Source organism: Paenibacillus sp. FSL K6-1330, from assembly GCF_037976825.1.
Classification (GTDB): Bacteria; Bacillota; Bacilli; order Paenibacillales; family Paenibacillaceae; genus Paenibacillus_AQ.
Window position 1 is genome coordinate 6,615,427 of the sequence record NZ_CP150269.1, and the last position, 15,834, is coordinate 6,631,260.

Here is a 15,834-nt window from a genome sequence, read left to right on the forward strand (position 1 = left end):
AATTTTGGATAAAATTACGAATGACTATCTTGAAAAGATTGAAAAGTATTTGAAATCCATGTCCGATTCCGAGCGTATGGACATTGTCAAAGAAATCAAAAGTGTAATGCTTGAATTGCAAAATAATGGTCTATCTTCTGCGCAAATCATCGAGCGGCTAGGAAACCCAAAAGAATTAGCGAAAGCATACTTAGGTGAAGCCATTTCAAAGAACAGTAAATTTAGTTGGCGTAAATTCGGTGCTATATTTGCATTTTGTAGCAGCTTTGCAGGCATCAGCGGTATGTTTCTTCTGCCTCTTCTCAGTACTCTTTCCATTGCTTTAATGATTAGTGGAGTCATTACACCAATAGGCGGAATTATTAAATTTGTTGGGCATCTTATGGGATATGATATTGCCGGAATAACAATCGAAATGGGAGCATATACACCAAGCCCAATGCTGTTCTTACCCATTTCTATTGTGATTGGTGTGTTGATGTTTTGGCTCGGGAAAGTATTATGGAAACTTACAATTAAATACATACAGGCCATTAGTCAGAAAAAGAAAACATTGTATTAATAAAAAAGAACGGGACCCGGCGTTCATTCATAGACCAACCGCACCCCGTTTTTACTATGATGGAAAAAGAGCCCTTCAAGAGCTCTTTTTCTTTTATTTATGCAATGATATCAAACCGATTCATCGAATCGAACTTAAATGCTCATGCTTTAATTTCCATAAGCCATCGGCATCGCAAACGAACACATTCGTTGCTCTCCCGCTTCCGGCCGTATATGTCCCCTGATGATAACCCTCAAAGTGATAGGTATAAATACATACCGCCGAATGAGCATCACTCGCTATCCACTCTATATCCTCCGCCCGGTATACCTCATCCCGAATAACATTCCAGGCATGTTCGAAATATGCCCGGATCTCATCCAACGTATGACAGCTCCGATCCGAAAACCAATAGACCGCTTCTCCGTCGAGCAGCCGGGCTACATTGTCAAAATTATGCGTATTCGTAGCCGCTATGTATGCCTCAAGTGCCTTATGATATGACATCGCTCCGTCGCTTCCTCCCTCAAATAGGCATATAAGTTAATAAACAAAGTATAGTACAATTTTGTTCAATGACGGATCTTTCCTGGTTAACTTTCATATATCTGTGTTTATGTTAATGTCCTTAACATTTTGTTTGAAAATTTGCCTTTCCTTCCAAGACTGCATTCAAGAATTTCTTTGACTTTTTCAATCGCTTCTGGATCTCTTCAATTTCTTTGATTTTTTGTTCAACCATTTTTGTCTTTGCCTCGTATGATAAATTAAGTTGTTGATTTACTAGCAAACTTAATTCTTCTATAGAAAAGTCTACGGATAAAAGTGCCTTCACATCATCTAGAAACTCAACAACCTCTTCAGAATAAACACGATAATTATTAACATCTCTTTTAACATAACTGTCTGGAATTAGGTTTTTACGTTCATAGAATCTTAATGTTGATATGGGCAGACCCGTTAATTTTGAAACATCGTTTATTTTCATAATAGGACCTCTTTATTTCTTGCTATAAACCTAGGTTCATAGTTCATAATACGAAATATGATAACGAACGACATACACAATGTCAAAAAAATCTAATGTTATCAAGAGGAGAGGTTCTATGTTTAACCATATTCAAAACAATGATTTCGCCAATATCGTTATGGGCCGACGTTCTGTCCGTAATTATGATGAGAATTTTAAAATATCGAAGGAAGAGATGAGCGAAATGATTTCGGAAGCCAGTCTGGCTCCATCCTCTGCAAACATGCAGCCTTGGCGTGTAATTGTGGTCGATACTCCAGAAGGAAAAGAAAAGCTGAGACCTCTTGTGCGTTTCAATACATTACAAAATGATACTTCATCAGCCATGTTATTAATTTTTGGTGACACCCAAAGCTATTTATATGCTGAAGAAATTTACAATACAGCTGTGGAACAAGGAAAAATGCCAGCTGAAGTACGAGATCGTCAACTCGAAACCATTCTATCCATGTTTCCGACCCTATCAAAAGAAATGAAAGTTGAAATTGCAAAAGTCGATAGCAGCCTTTTTGCCATGCAGTTCATGTTAGTAGCTCGTGCACATGGGTACGATACGAATCCAATGGCAGGCTTTGAAGTTGATCAGTTAGCAAAAGCATTTGATTTAGATGAAGAACGCTATGCTCCAGTCATGATGATTTCAATAGGAAAAGCCAAAGAGGATGGGCATGAGTCTGTTCGATTAGGTTCTGACAAGATTACATTTTGGAGGTAACCATTATCCGTAATCGATTCACCATTCTTTCTTCAAAATCACAAACTCAAACTGCAAGTTTATATAGAAGCTTACTGTTAAAGGATCAATAATCGAAAACTCTAAAGCTTGTTAAGCTAACGAAAAACTCAATCAAAAAGAAAAAGGGAGCCGGTCATTGTGATCGGCTCCCTTGGTTTCACATAAACTAATATTTCATTCCATGAATTATATTTTGTTTTTATAAATGACTTTGTCCACATCGTGTCTAACAGTTTTATGGCCTTGTTTAATTCCTTTTCCAATGGCTATCAGCATCACATCTTCATACCTGTCAGAAATCTGTAAGGCCGACTTTAATTGTTCGGAATCATACCCGGACATGGTAATCGTATGAAGACCCGCCTCGTTCGCCAGTAAAACTAACGACATAGACGCCAGGCTTGCGTCTCTTACTAATTCGAGTTTTAAATCTTCTTTGGATTTATTTAGATAATACTGGATTGCCGCGTTGGCTAAATAGTCTCTTAAGGATGCGTCAAAATACCCCTTTTGGAATCCATCTTCATGAATATTGATAATATTTTCTTTTTCAAATGCTTGATAATCGCCTAGTACAACGATTAGTACGGATGCTTCTATTACCTGTTGCTGATGAAAGGCAATGGGGAGTAACATGTTCTTTAAATCCGGTTTGTCGATAACCAGGTACCGTGTTGCTTGAATATTGTTTCCGTTGGGCGATTTACTGGCTCCTTCAATCAAAGCCGCCAACGTTTCCGATTCCACTTTATAATGGGGATCATAATGCCTGACAGAACGTCTTTGTTCTAATATCTCTCTCACACTCATTGTGCTCACTCCAAATGTTTTATTTGCTCCATATTCCGATTATAATGGACCGTAAAGTGGCAGAAAATAACGCACAATAAAGTGGGTTAGCCACCTTTATGTGCCTATTCAGGAGGAATACATAATGAACAGTCTCAATACGGGAATCAATATTTTTATGAATACGGTAGGAGGAAAGTGGAAATGTTTAATCCTCTTTTTCCTGAGTCAAAAACCAAGGAGAACCAAGGAGTTCTATCAGCTCATGCCGACCATAACGCAGAAAGTCTTAACCGATCAATTAAAGCAGCTGGAAAAAGATGAGCTTGTCCGAAGAGAAGTATTTAAAGAAGTACCGCCTAAGGTAGAATACAGTTTAACTGAGCTGGGCCAATCCTTCGTCCCTGTATTAAATACAATGTGTGAATGGGGCAACACCTATGCAATCGCACAAAACCTCGAAAGAGAAGAACAAATCTGTAGCCAGCATAAATAGGTGGTGCATAAGAGGCGCGAAAAAAAAACGAGCAGACGAATGATCGTCTGCTCGTTATCTATTTGTTAAACTCCTTCATTCGTCTCATTCTCCGGAGCCTGCTCTTGCTCTTCCGAAAGCGCGCTTTCGTCGGACAGCTCATAGGAGACGCCATCCACTACGACCTTCTCGACTAGGGACACGTCAAGTGGTTGATCCAGCTTCAGGGTGACCTGACTCGCGTAAGTCTGGTTTTCCTGAGTGTCACCAGCACCTTCAGAAGACGGAACGTCTTCGTCCTTGGCTGTATCAGACGAGCCTTCCCCTTCTGTTGTCCCAGTATTCGGCTCCGCTTGATTCCCGGTTGAATCAGTCTCTGTCCCTGATGGGTCGGTATCCGCTTCGCCCGTTGTGTCATCGGCGCAAACCCGCGATAATTCAGGGCTGGCGGCCTCAAACAGCGTGCTTGCGTCTTTGCCTACAACCTGTAGCTTATCCACACTGAACTCCCGGCAAGCCGCCGGCTGTTTAAAATGGAAAGTCAGTTCGGTCTTGCCCTCCTGCTCGCCTTCCTCCACCACCGTCGCCGTCAATAACGGCTTTTCAGGGACGATATTAGAAGAAGCCGGAGGTGCTGTAACCGGGGGCGTGATGACCGGATTCGGATTAGCGTTACCGTCCGCAGGTCCTTTGCTTTTTTGGATCATCATGAAGGCAGCACCGGCAATAACGATCACCACAAGCAAGGAAGAAGTGATTTTTACGAACCGCGAATGCTGTCGAAACCATCGCACCAACGGTGAAGCCAATTCGGCCCTGACCTTCGTATACACCGGTTTGAGGATGGGCGCAGGCGAATTGAAATACGTTTTCGCATAATCCTTATTCTTGAAGGCTTCACGGTCATAGGATTTGAAATAATGAACGATAGCGGCGGCATAAGCCGGAACAAGTCCCCGCGGTCTAACGAATACCGGCTGCTCGGCAGACCACTTAATATACTGGTATACCACTTCTGGACTCTGACCGTATCTGTGCAAATAATCAAGCAAGCCCCGGTAGTCTACGGCACTGGAACGAATCTCCGTGCAGAAGGCCAAGGTAATGCTATCAAATCTGGATGGCACCACATGGTTCTGCAGCCACTTTCGCATGATTTGTTGGGTTCGTTCCCGCTCCTCGGCTGACAGATCTGCCAGCACCTCCGCTTGAACCTCTTCATGGCTGGACCACTGGTAAAGGGCGAGCATGACTTCCGCCTTGGACCGAATCCGGGAGTCAAAACGCTCTACCCAACCCTTGAACTCCTTCGGCATTTGCAGAAACCCGATATCCAGCAGCTGTTTCTGACTTAATTGCTCGGGCTCCAACTCACGCAAAAGAAAGAGGTTTGCCGCATAAATCAAACGGTCTGCAAATGCAGTTCCGCCTTGGTAACGACCCATTCCCTTCTGAGGATGGTGCTCCAGCGAATCCAATTGATCCAGCACGGCGTTGACCGCTCTCACCGGGTCCGGATCTTGCTTAAGCTTATCGACAAGTTGGGCTTCCGCTAACCTGATATAATTCTCCTGCTCCAGCAGGAGAGGGTGATTCCGAACCCACAAGCCGATCAGATCTACCAAATCCGTAGGCGACGCTGCTTGCTGCATGCGCGTTTTCATATATGGATCGAACATCAACGCCGGCAGCCCCGGACTGGTCAACACCCTGGCATAGAAGGCTCGGCTTAAGGCCGGGCTGCCCTCCAGCAAGTCGTAAATCGCCTCGGTCACATCCTGGCGTTGCTTCGATAAGGCATTATTTAATGAGCGGATAAAATATTCCACAATCAGATCCTGATGCTGCCGGGGATTGATGCCGTAATAATCCTTAACGAATCCGGCAGTCGCTGCATCCGGAACCTGTCCGCCTTTGATAAGCTCGAATTCCTGGGCAAACAGGGCGTGGAACAGCTGATCCAACCGTCCCTTAGAATCCAGGGCGCCTGTCGGCTTCAAATAAAGCAGCAAAGCACGCAGCACAGTATGTTTATGCTCATGGTACAAGCCCTCTTGGCCTTCTTCAATCTGGAACAGCATACATAAATCGTCGTAGCTATCCAGCAAGATCCCAAGACCCGGCTCCATATCCGCAAGCATCTGCTCGGCGAAGGTAAAAAAGCGCCCTAAGCGATCGGGGTCCAATAGCGTCTCCCATGCAAAATCAAGATAAGGCTGCTCGGACCATTTCAGATCGACATTAATGACCCTGCCGGCAGCGAGCTCAAACAAATAGTCCTTCTCAATGCTCCGGTCGCCTAGGCGCAGGCTGCCCTTCTCTACGAACATGAGGTGAAGTCCCTTCTTGCTCTGCGGCTCTTTGGCATAGGTTACGAACCCAAGCATCCGGCGCAGCGCATAGGGCAATCGGCCAAACAACACAAAGAGCAGCTGCTCCGCCTTCGCGGACAACTGTTCCACCGGGACATCCAGAACGATATATACCTTTTTCTTCCCTGCAGCCGCGGATATGCATGCATAGAGCAGCTGCTTGAATATCTTCTCGTCGATCCCAAGCTCCTGCAATAAGGCTGGCGTCTCCTTGGATGAGATAGCGGCTTGAGAGTCCGCCTGAACCGGAATGGCAGGAAGCTGCGGAAGATCTACCCCTTCTTCGATATCGTAATGATCGGCAAAGGAGGCCTGGAGCCAAGTTTGATAAGCGGAATGCTCATCTTCAAGAAAACCGTCGGGAATGACATAATGATGCGTAAAAAAGGCACTGCGAAGCCCCGTAAAGTCCGCAGGCTGAAACACGCTTCGCCCTAGCACCGTGTCCCCTGTTTCCGTATGGAACAGATGAAGGGCGGCCGGATAAGCCGCCGCTTCCCTCTCGCTGCGTGCTGTCAGCTCGGCTGGAGCTTCGTATTGGCAAAAGGGATGCAGCACCTTTTTGATAAAGGAAGCCTCCAATCCGGACGAACGAGCCACCGTATCAAAGCCTTCGGCTGAACGGAATATGCCCCGGCGCTCCCGCGTGTACATTTGCTGCTGTATGGTTCGGGATGGGAAATCCGGCACTAGTCTTCCCTCCCCTGAATATACTTCAGCTTGTACAGAAGCCAGATGAACGGCTCATCGACCCGAATCGGGCTGACAACGCTTTGCAGCTTCTGATCGACAGGGTTGCTGCCTAGAGCCGACACGGCAAAATACGCTGTATTGGAAAAGTATACATCCATCGTTCCCTTGAACGGACGGTCGACCTTCTCGATAAAACGGCGGATCTCGCCGTCAATATTTTCAAATTCGGTCAAATTCATAAACTTGCGGTGCACCACATTGTTAAAGATGTTGCTGTTCAGCTTCACGTATTCGCCATCCTCATCCTTAAGCGCATGAAGCATGTCGCTCTTGGTTAAGACGACGGCTGTCGGAATATCCGTCTTGCCCTTGTCCTCATAAGCGATGAAATCGCCGAACATCGTCAGCACGACATCCCGCGGCTCATCATACTGGGACACCCATTCACCGGGCTGGTCACCGAATTTCAGGCGAATTTTCTCCCGAATGGAGCGGATTTGGAGCGGATCCACCATAAACAGAATACCCGCGGAATTCTTGATATGCTGTCCGTGAAGTCCCAAGTAATCCTCGTCCACCATGCCCTCACCCGCTACGTCAAAAAATACGAGGGTTAACGGCGGCTTGGACTCATCCTTGAACACGAATTGGAAAATGAAAGGCTCCTGCATCTTCTCCTTCTGCGTGGATGCCAGCAAATCTCCGCGCTCAAATAACGGCTCCTCATAGCCCGTACGGAACTTACGGCTGATCTCGGCATTCAGCGGCATGCAAGCTGCATCGAAATGATCCGCCGTCGTATGCTGCAGCGTATGAATTAGCGAAGTCATATAGACCGACTTGCCCACTTGCGAAGCACCGATAATCGAGATAATGTTGCTCGGCACCTTTCCTGCGGTCACCGGAAGCTCATTATGGCATTTCGGGCATAACCGTCTGCGCGTAACGACACCGTAACGGTCATTCAATCCAACCAGCACGTGATCGGAATAAATGTGATGCTCCTCCGGTATGTCGCTCGGCCGGATAATCGCTTCAATATCATAAACGGAATCCAGCCCAAAGCGTTCCCGGTACCGATTCAGCTCATCATCTTCCCCAAGCGCATAGTCCTCGTCATCCTCTCGATCGTGCGCAGCCCGGAAGACAACCTCCTTCGGAGCAAACTTACTGAAACAATAAGGGCACACAATATCATAGAACAGCGGCTTTGGCTCCGGCTCCGGTTTTTTCTTGAATATATCAAAAATGCCCATCCTTTGTACCTCCCTCTGAACCCTATGAATTACACACTGATGCGTTCATCGTGGTTACAGTGTGTTCTCTCTCTATCTATAAACGAGCTCATACCGTTGTCCATACTTCTTACCATCCGTAAAAAACAGGCGAATATAATCGTTCTTGCCTACCTCAATCGCAGGCAATTCGTTGCGTCCCGCTGCAAAATCCGTAACGAAAGGGTACAAGATGCCGTCTTCCTTGTTTACCGGATAAGCCCCCTGCTTCTTTACGTAGCATAAAACGTCCTTGGGTACCGGCACTTCCGCCGTCACCTGAATTTCAATCGTCTTATAAGGCTGCAGCCAGCGGCTCTTTTCACGAATGGAATATACCAGCATAGCTTTGCCGGTGCTGAACTGAATGCTGTTCGCTTCATCCGGCTGCCTGATTAAGGCCATCTCTCCATCTTCGGAAGACATGGCGTATACCGTATACGTGATCTGGCCAATTCCGTCCACCCGGTCCCGATACCCATTGTTCGCCTTGTACTCGTCTCGGGTATACAGGCGCAGGCTGCCAGGCTCTATAGCTCCAGCGGGCGGACCGAATCCATCATCCATCGCGCGGTGAATATATACCGCCTGAAGACCTGGCGGCCAGCTCCATCGGAGCGTACAGTAGCCCTCGTCTAATTGATAGCTTAATCCCTGAATGACCCATTCTCCGGGCTCCGCATTTTTAAATCGCATATCGAACGCCCCCTGCTTTAAAATCCTCGGCTTGTTGAATCATTCGGCCGATGCCCTCGTCCCGTTCGGCCTGGCCGCTGCTCGTTACGAATGATCTTGCTGTTCTCCTTAACCGGAATCACCAACGTGAACAAGGCGATGATCCCTGCGAGGATGAAGCAGGCCAGCAGACGAACGAAGGCATCCCTGACCTCTCCCCCGGATAGGCCATATTCCAGAACAACGCCTGCGAGCACGCCGGATACCGCGCCGCCGATGCTGAAGCTACGCGCGAGATGACGGTTATCAAACACAATGCCGAGGGCCAGGCCCGTGGCAGCGCCAATGAGCAGCATCGCAACGACTCTTACAATCTGATAATAAACGCTATCTTCCATCGCGCCTGTACGTTTCGTCAACAGGGAACGATCCCCGACGTCGTCATAGATTTTCTGGAAGATAAAAGACAAATCTGCCGCATTCTGCACGTCGTAATATTGCCCGCCCGTTTCGGCCGCTATCGTCTGAAGCAGCTGGGCGCCATCCTTGTAGACAAGGCTGAGGCCAATCGTATTCACCGCGATTTGCTGCTGTTTGTAGTCAGCAAGCACACGCGCATGATCGGTTTCGCTAAAGCCGTCCGACAGCATAATGACCATGGCGCTTCGGCGGGCATCATGGCTCTCTTGGATATGCGTCATGGTATCCTCCAGCGCGAGACTAATGTCCGTGCCGCCATCATTCGTTTCCAAACTGTCAATCTCAGCGATGATCTCATCCTTGGCTTCCTGGTTCTTCACACGCGTAAAAGGCTGCAGCAACGTTGTCGCATGATCAAACAGCATCACCGATACACGGTTATCCTCATCCATGCGGTTAATCAGATTTTTGGCCGCCGTATATCGGTCCTGATTCGGGTCCGTGTCTTTCATGCTGCCCGAATTGTCAATGACCAACACGATATCCTTCACCGGCTTGGCGCTGCCCGGGTTCAACTGGTACACCCACTCAAACAGCATGCCAAGCAAGAACAGTGCCACCAACGTGGATGGAATCAGCAGCTTCCATGATGTGCCTGTGTATCGCTGTCTCCATGAGCTCCCGTTCAAATGAGGGGAGATCAGTTCTGCGATTAAGCAGGCCAATCCGATGCACAAGGCCAAAATTCCGAAATAGATCCCTGTAACTACGATGACGGGAAGCCCTGTCCCCCATTGGCGGAGCAAAAATTCCCCAATGGTAAATCCGATTCCCCCACCGACTAGACTAAACAGCAGCAGGAGAGGGTTTATTTTTCGTTGCACAATACACGCCTACTCTCTGTATCAGAATTTAAGAACGCTAGCGCAGCTCAGGAAGTTGCGCCGGTTCCATTCCATGAAATTCATAACCGTTTGCCGTATAGGTCTCGTAGTAGGTTCTGCCATTCCGGTAGTACATCAGATCCTCCAAATGGAAACCTCCCATCAGGTTCAGCTTCTCGACTCCGCTGGAGCGCTTCTCGTGCACGATGCCAAGCTTGTACACCCGTAAAGCTTCATCGGCATGGATCGCATAGCGGACAAATTCGCTGTCGGCATCGCCGAAGAAATATTTCTCCTCATATCGATGCTCCTGCGTATAGTCAAGCAGCCTGACTAACGTAACGGAGTTCTCCTCCAGCATCCGGTAAAGCACCTTAAACAGATCTTCCTTGGCAAGCACCTGCTTATTATTGTAGTCGATGGTTACGTTCGCTCGCCGCAGCAATTCTTCCTCGAAGGTCTGCACGAACGGCTCTGCCGTCAATAAATCCCTCAGACAGACCCGGATCATGCTCGACAGGATTGGTTCCGTTCCTTCATGCGTAACGATGGAGAGATTGCCGACATACCGTTCTTCAAAGAATACTCCCTGGCCGCGCTTACTCTCCAATTCCAGCATCAGCTCTTCTGTCACAAGACCATAATACTCCATCAGGTTCTGGCCGATATAATCGTCTGCGGTACGGATGCTCAACTGGGCTGCTTCCAACAATTCCGTTTCAAGCTGGTCCAGCATGTTCGCCTGCTGCTTGTAATGACGGTGAATCCGTTCGAGCTCCACCTCATAGAGCCTGTACAGCGCAAGCTCCGTTTCCAGTAATAAAAGCTCATACTTGCGTCGATAAACCTCGCCCACGAAATATCGAATGAAATGGCGCACATTCTGTTTATCCCTAAAAGGAAGCTTCTTGAACGGCTGACTTTCCACGCTTTCCTCATAATAGCGGTTCAGTCCGTCCTGCTCGGTCTTCAGGAGTCTGCCGAGATCCCGGATTCGAGAGCGGACCGCTTCAAGCAGTATCCCCTCTCCCGCCTTGTCACTCGTCCACTCCACGATTTGATAACAACCGATTTGCGGATGATCCGCCAAAGTGCGACGAAGCGCACTATGAAGCTCTTCAGCGGTGCTCATATCGCTAAGTCTCTTTTGGACCTCCAGCTCGTAATTGCTATGAAAAAATTGCCTGCAGCCATCCCCGAACAATGCCTCTTCAGCTTCACGAATGTTCATCCGCTTCAGCCCGGCATAACTGACGGGGTGTGACATCATTCCCTTTAGCCCATCCAGATGCTCTGCGTCCGGCAGCATCCGGTCCGCTCTTGCCGCTACGGCCTCCGCATCGAGACCAAAGTAGTTCAGGCATTCATGAGCCTCCGGTTCCGTCCCACTCTTCATGCGAAGCAGCAGTCCGCGGCACAGATGATAGAGGACCGTTAGCGCAATCGGCTCATTGGGCCTCTTCACCCGGGCAAAGCCAGCGGAGACAAAGCCTTGGCGGCCGGATTCCGTCATGATATTGCTTTTGAAAGACGTATTGTTGTAAATGCCCCGGATTCCGTCATAGGTTGCATCCTTCTGCTTCCGGTTCTTAAGCAAACCCAGATGGCAGATGATATCATAGATATCCTGCATCCCGGCGTAACCTGATATGCCGCGTTCATTCTTATCGGACAGCACATAGACGAGATCAAACAACGGCGAGGCCGGGTGAACGACCGGAATCGTCAGCCCATCCTCCGTGACCTGCAGCGGTGCGGAGAAGCTGTATTCCCGGCTCTGCATCAGCTCCAGCTCCCGCAAGAAGGCAACACCCACGGAGCTCGCATAGCCATAAGATTCAATCTGCTCCCTTTCATTAATGAGCGCATACAAATCCATTTGCACAGACTTGAATGACTGCTGGAAAATCGATTCGGCCAGTAATGAAATTTCCGGTATAAACACATTAAACGGGTCGTCGACCCGTGTAATGACAGACAGATGAATCCGGTCAAAGGATGAATAGCTGCGTCCATAGTCTGCGATGTGGTGGCTCAGCTTCCGAATCGCTTTATTCAACCCGGCCAGGTGATGCGGGTCCCGATAGAATCCCTGGTATAGTTCCTTGCGTACGGACTTGGATGCGCCGTCTGACTCCGGTAAATGAAGATGATAACGGTGAAGGCGACCGGAGGATTCGGAGCCTTTCGGCTCCCCCCCTCCATCCTGGTCCGTTCCCACATGCAAATAGATGACACTTGCGCTGTTGTCCCATTTGCGATCATGTATCTCCATAATCGGTTCGATTGCGGACGCCGTCTTATCACCGATGAACAAGTATACCTCCGGGTAGTGGATGCTGCTCTGATCATCCTCCATCAAGGTAAGCTGCTCTTCCGATTTGGCATAGCCGGCAGCATACTGGCGAAGAATCTCCCTCATCGTCTATTTCAACCTTCTTCGGATGTCATTTAATTTCGAAGAAACCTGTCTGTAGAACTGATAACGCTCTTCGCCGTCCGCAAGCTCCACCTTCTCGTATTCAAGCCGGTCGCGCGTTTCCAGGAACCGCTCAGCCAATTCTTCCAGCTTGGTAAGCAGCGGCGTAATGTCCTCGGAAGCGGTCAGCTCCTGATCGCGGCGGGAGGATTTGCGCAGCAGCGTGCTCCGGCTTTTCTCGTCCAGCTGACGGAAGTGCTTGTAGACTTCATACTCCACGTCATTCACGCTTTTCAGCAGATTGGCAAACGGCTCCCAAGAGTCCTCTTCCGGATCGCGATCATAAACGAAGAGCGCCCCCTTCTTCGTGATGGTTCCGGTATACAACGCCTCAATAAATTGATCAAGCCATTTCTCCTCATTCTGATTATCGCTGATCAGGAGCTCGAACTCCGTGACTTTGGCCGCGATGGCGGCATATTTCTTCAGCTCTTCCCGCACGCTGCGGATCATTTCAGGCGAACGAATCAGATTTTCCTTGGCCATCTCCTCGTTGATGCTGTTGAAAATATCCTTGGAGCCCGCCGGCTCCAGCCCCTCGTTCAGTAGACGCTTCAGCTCGGTCCATGCCCGCTTGACTTCGCCAAGGTTAGGCTTGGGACTATCCAGCTGCAAGTCATAAGCACGAAGCAGCTCGTTCAGATCAAATGGCTTCGTAAACACGACCGCATAGCGGCTGCTCGTGTTCTGGTCAACATCCTTCTGGATGACGATCTTAAACTCAAGCGCCTGGTTAAATTCAGCACGTACCCGGGCGTTATAATCCTGAACCCGCGGATTGACGTAGGTATCCCCCCAGGATTTCTCGGGAATCGGCGATGGCAGGTACGTCCAATTGTTACGATCCGTCTGCACTAAGTGACGTCCAACGCCTTCCTTGTCCATGATCGTGCGTTCGTAGCTCTCCTCATAAACCTTAAGCGGCGTATAAACGAACAACGGCACGCCGTTCTTTGTATTCAGCCAGAAGATCCGGTTCTTCACTTCGCTCTCCTTCACGGTGAAGTGAGACTTCCCGACCGAATTATTCTGATAATTGCGAATCCCTTTCAGAATGCTTGGTGCCTGTACAGGCACGGACACAAAGCCCCACGAAGGGAAGTACAAATTGCCTGCGCTGTTGCTCAGATGGAAGACCGGCACGGCTTCATCGTCCAGCTTGCTGGCGATGTTGCGCTCGACAAATTTTTCGATGGAATCCTCCTGCCCGAATTTCATGACGAGGAAATCTTCCATCGAGCGGGTAATCAAATCGCCGAATTTATCGGTAAGAAACTCCGAAATGGATCGGACGATATCGATCTCCTGCTCACGCGTCCAACGATTGGCATGGCTCAGCAGCTCCTGCGCGAAATCGCGGATGAGATCGTCCACATCCTTCTGATCCATGATTTTGTTGATGACGTCGGAAATATCGGGCACGCTGACCAGGTTCCAGTAATACGTCTTATTCCCTTTATGATCCTGCTGTTCTTCCCCGTTCACGAGAATGTCGCCGTTCTTGGCGAAGATCGAATTCAGGGCATTCAGAATTTCCGTATATACGCTGTAAATCCGGTTGTTCTCCTGGTTCAGCAGATCGTATAAATCCTCATAGAACTCAATCATCTGCTCGGTGCGTTCCACATCCGCTTCCAGCCAATATTCGTTGATTTTGGCTTCGATATAGATGTTTTTCTTCTTGTCCTTCGAGACAAAAGCGCTCTTCGCATCACCCAGACGATCGATCGCCTGTTCTCTGGCCGACTCGATGTCACGAGGAATGCGGGTCAGATTCTCGCGCAGCGCTTCGATGTAGGACAGAAGCATTTTCAGCAGGCTGAAGCCCTTCTCCGTATAGATCAACCGGGACACATAGAACGGTCCTTGCTGTGGATGCAGGAACATGCGGCGGATTTGATCGCTGAACTGAGCCACGATCTCGCCCGGCAGCTGCTTCTTCGCTTTGATATACTCCTCGCGGGCTCTCGCCAGGAAATTCTGCTCCAGCTCCGTGTCCATATTGATAACCTGGTTCTTCACGACGTTCGCATAGCTGAGCCGTTCGCTATTCTGGTATCCGGGTAGCGGCTCCGGTACGCGAGACTCGAAGTTCTTCGTCATCGAGTCCAGGTCGATGCCGAGCTTGCTTGCGAATTTCTCGACGTCCTCCTGGCTTGGCGCCTTCTCAAACATGGTTTGCATTTTGCCGAAAACGCGGTACGCCAGATATGTGGTCATCTCTTCAATGGGTAGAACAGCTGAAGATGCGCCGATGATGTTGTAGTCGTAATTGGCAGGATACGCCTTGTTCATCTGCGCGATATTGGTACGGATGTTGCTGATATAGTCATGGATCGCAAACTCTTCGCCGGACTGTTTTTCCTCGCTCGCCATGAAGTTCGTGATATTCTCAGCGGTGACATTCATGCAGTAATCATAGGCGTTCTCCAGCAGTTTGCCTTCCGTATTCGTAGCGGAAATCAGATGACAGAGATTAAACGGAGGCAGCGGAGAGTTCACGGTCAGAATGTTGCCGTACTGCTGCTTGAACCGCTCGCCTCTGGCATCCACGTTCATCCAGTAGTCGAGCTCTTTGAGCGCGGCGTAACCGTTCTTCTTGATGTATTCGCGCGTATGTTCGCTCAAGCTTTTGTTCGCCAGATTGATATCCGGCGTAAACAGATAGCCAAGCGTGTTCACGCGGTCGATCCCGGCAGAGCCGTGGTCGCGTTCAATAATGCCGCGAACGATATAGGCAATGTCCAAGAAGCAGCCGCTGCCTGTACCGCCCGACAGCCCCGTCAGCAGGAAGACCATCAGCTTTTTGTTCGTGCCGACCGACAGCGTTTTGATCTTCTTGTCGATCGCCTGCACCACTTGCGTAATTTTCGTAAACAATAGCAGGCGGCCCGCTTGGCGCACACCCGCTGCTCCGTTCATGCCATCGGTAATACTCAGCTCGGGCGACAGCCAATCTGTAATGTACGGCTCCAAGATGCTGCGGTTCTGGAGAAGCCCTCCGATCTCGGCATTGGAGAGAAGCACGAATTCATTGATCGGATCAAGCCCGATGCCTTTATAACGTTTATTCTTATCCTGCTCGTTGGTCTCAAACGCCAGAAACTCCACATTATCCGGCTTGTCCATTCTCTTCTTGGACAACGGATCCTCTGGCAGCTTGAAACGGCGGTTAATCTGATATTTCAAGCGCAGCAGCGCATCGATTCCCGTCCCTCCAAGTCCGATAATAAGGATCGGATTGTCGATCGTATCCACCCGTATTTTCTCGCTGACAATCCCGCCTCCGAGTGAAACGTCAAGCTGTTGTATATGTTCTCTAACTACCGGTTTCATAAATTCCCCTCCTGATAGGTCATGGCTTTAAGAGGTTGTTCAAAAAGTCCGCTTTTGATAAGAAAACCAATCGAGGTCAATTCAAGGACGAGCGACCGCGATTTAAAGGTAGGTTTTCTTGCGATAC

The 15,834-nt window shown here is 48.8% G+C and carries 12 protein-coding genes; 3 read left to right on the top strand and 9 right to left on the bottom strand.

Translation table 11 applies throughout. The features are described from left to right. The first annotated feature begins 4 nt into the window (after window positions 1-4). Window positions 5-562 carry a DUF1700 domain-containing protein gene (locus NYE54_RS30195; protein WP_339268267.1) on the top strand — a complete coding sequence of 186 codons (558 nt, stop codon included), beginning with the start codon at window positions 5-7 and terminating at the stop codon, window positions 560-562. Window positions 563-682: 120 nt separating this feature from the next. On the opposite strand, the gene NYE54_RS30200 is transcribed toward NYE54_RS30195, so the two are convergent. Both NYE54_RS30200 and NYE54_RS30205 read right to left on the bottom strand, forming a co-directional pair. Beyond that, window positions 683-1,051, bottom strand: a complete 369-nt coding sequence (locus tag NYE54_RS30200) for a nuclear transport factor 2 family protein (protein ID WP_339268268.1) — start codon at window positions 1,049-1,051, stop codon at window positions 683-685. A gap of 121 nt (window positions 1,052-1,172) precedes the next feature. Continuing rightward, window positions 1,173-1,532 (bottom strand): MerR family transcriptional regulator, encoded by a 360-nt coding sequence (locus NYE54_RS30205; RefSeq protein ID WP_100541392.1) that lies wholly within the window; start codon window positions 1,530-1,532, stop codon window positions 1,173-1,175. 118 nt (window positions 1,533-1,650) lie between these two features. Here NYE54_RS30205 and NYE54_RS30210 point away from each other — a divergent pair, with 118 nt between their 5' ends. Next, on the top strand, window positions 1,651-2,289 hold the full coding sequence (locus NYE54_RS30210; protein WP_339268270.1) for a nitroreductase family protein: 639 nt from the start codon (window positions 1,651-1,653) through the stop codon (window positions 2,287-2,289). A 207-nt stretch (window positions 2,290-2,496) separates the two neighbouring features. Here the strand turns inward: NYE54_RS30210 and NYE54_RS30215 are convergent, their stop codons facing one another. Further along, entirely contained in the window at window positions 2,497-3,120 is a 624-nt protein-coding gene (locus NYE54_RS30215; RefSeq protein ID WP_339268271.1) for a nitroreductase family protein, read from the bottom strand. A gap of 124 nt (window positions 3,121-3,244) precedes the next feature. Here NYE54_RS30215 and NYE54_RS30220 point away from each other — a divergent pair, with 124 nt between their 5' ends. Continuing rightward, window positions 3,245-3,595, top strand: a complete 351-nt coding sequence (locus NYE54_RS30220) for a winged helix-turn-helix transcriptional regulator (RefSeq protein WP_076325291.1) — start codon at window positions 3,245-3,247, stop codon at window positions 3,593-3,595. Window positions 3,596-3,660: 65 nt separating this feature from the next. Here the strand turns inward: NYE54_RS30220 and NYE54_RS30225 are convergent, their stop codons facing one another. The 6 genes from NYE54_RS30225 to NYE54_RS30250 all read right to left on the bottom strand — a co-directional run bounded on the left by NYE54_RS30225 (window position 3,661) and on the right by NYE54_RS30250 (window position 15,707). Next, complete coding sequence (locus tag NYE54_RS30225; protein WP_339268273.1) at window positions 3,661-6,636, bottom strand: hypothetical protein; 2,976 nt, start codon at window positions 6,634-6,636, stop codon at window positions 3,661-3,663. Next, entirely contained in the window at window positions 6,636-7,895 is a 1,260-nt protein-coding gene (locus tag NYE54_RS30230) for a hypothetical protein (protein WP_076325289.1), read from the bottom strand. The genes NYE54_RS30225 and NYE54_RS30230 overlap by 1 nt, the downstream gene beginning before the upstream one ends. 72 nt (window positions 7,896-7,967) lie before the next feature. Next, on the bottom strand, window positions 7,968-8,609 hold the full coding sequence (locus tag NYE54_RS30235) for a beta-mannanase (protein WP_339268274.1): 642 nt from the start codon (window positions 8,607-8,609) through the stop codon (window positions 7,968-7,970). 17 nt (window positions 8,610-8,626) lie between these two features. Further along, complete coding sequence (locus NYE54_RS30240) at window positions 8,627-9,892, bottom strand: vWA domain-containing protein (RefSeq protein WP_339268276.1); 1,266 nt, start codon at window positions 9,890-9,892, stop codon at window positions 8,627-8,629. Window positions 9,893-9,929: 37 nt separating this feature from the next. Beyond that, on the bottom strand, window positions 9,930-12,314 hold the full coding sequence (locus NYE54_RS30245; RefSeq protein ID WP_339268277.1) for a transcription initiation factor TFIID: 2,385 nt from the start codon (window positions 12,312-12,314) through the stop codon (window positions 9,930-9,932). Window positions 12,315-12,317: 3 nt separating this feature from the next. Continuing rightward, a complete protein-coding gene (locus NYE54_RS30250) occupies window positions 12,318-15,707 on the bottom strand; it encodes a tubulin-like doman-containing protein (RefSeq protein ID WP_076325285.1) in 3,390 nt (1,129 codons plus the stop codon). Window positions 15,708-15,834 lie beyond the last annotated feature (127 nt).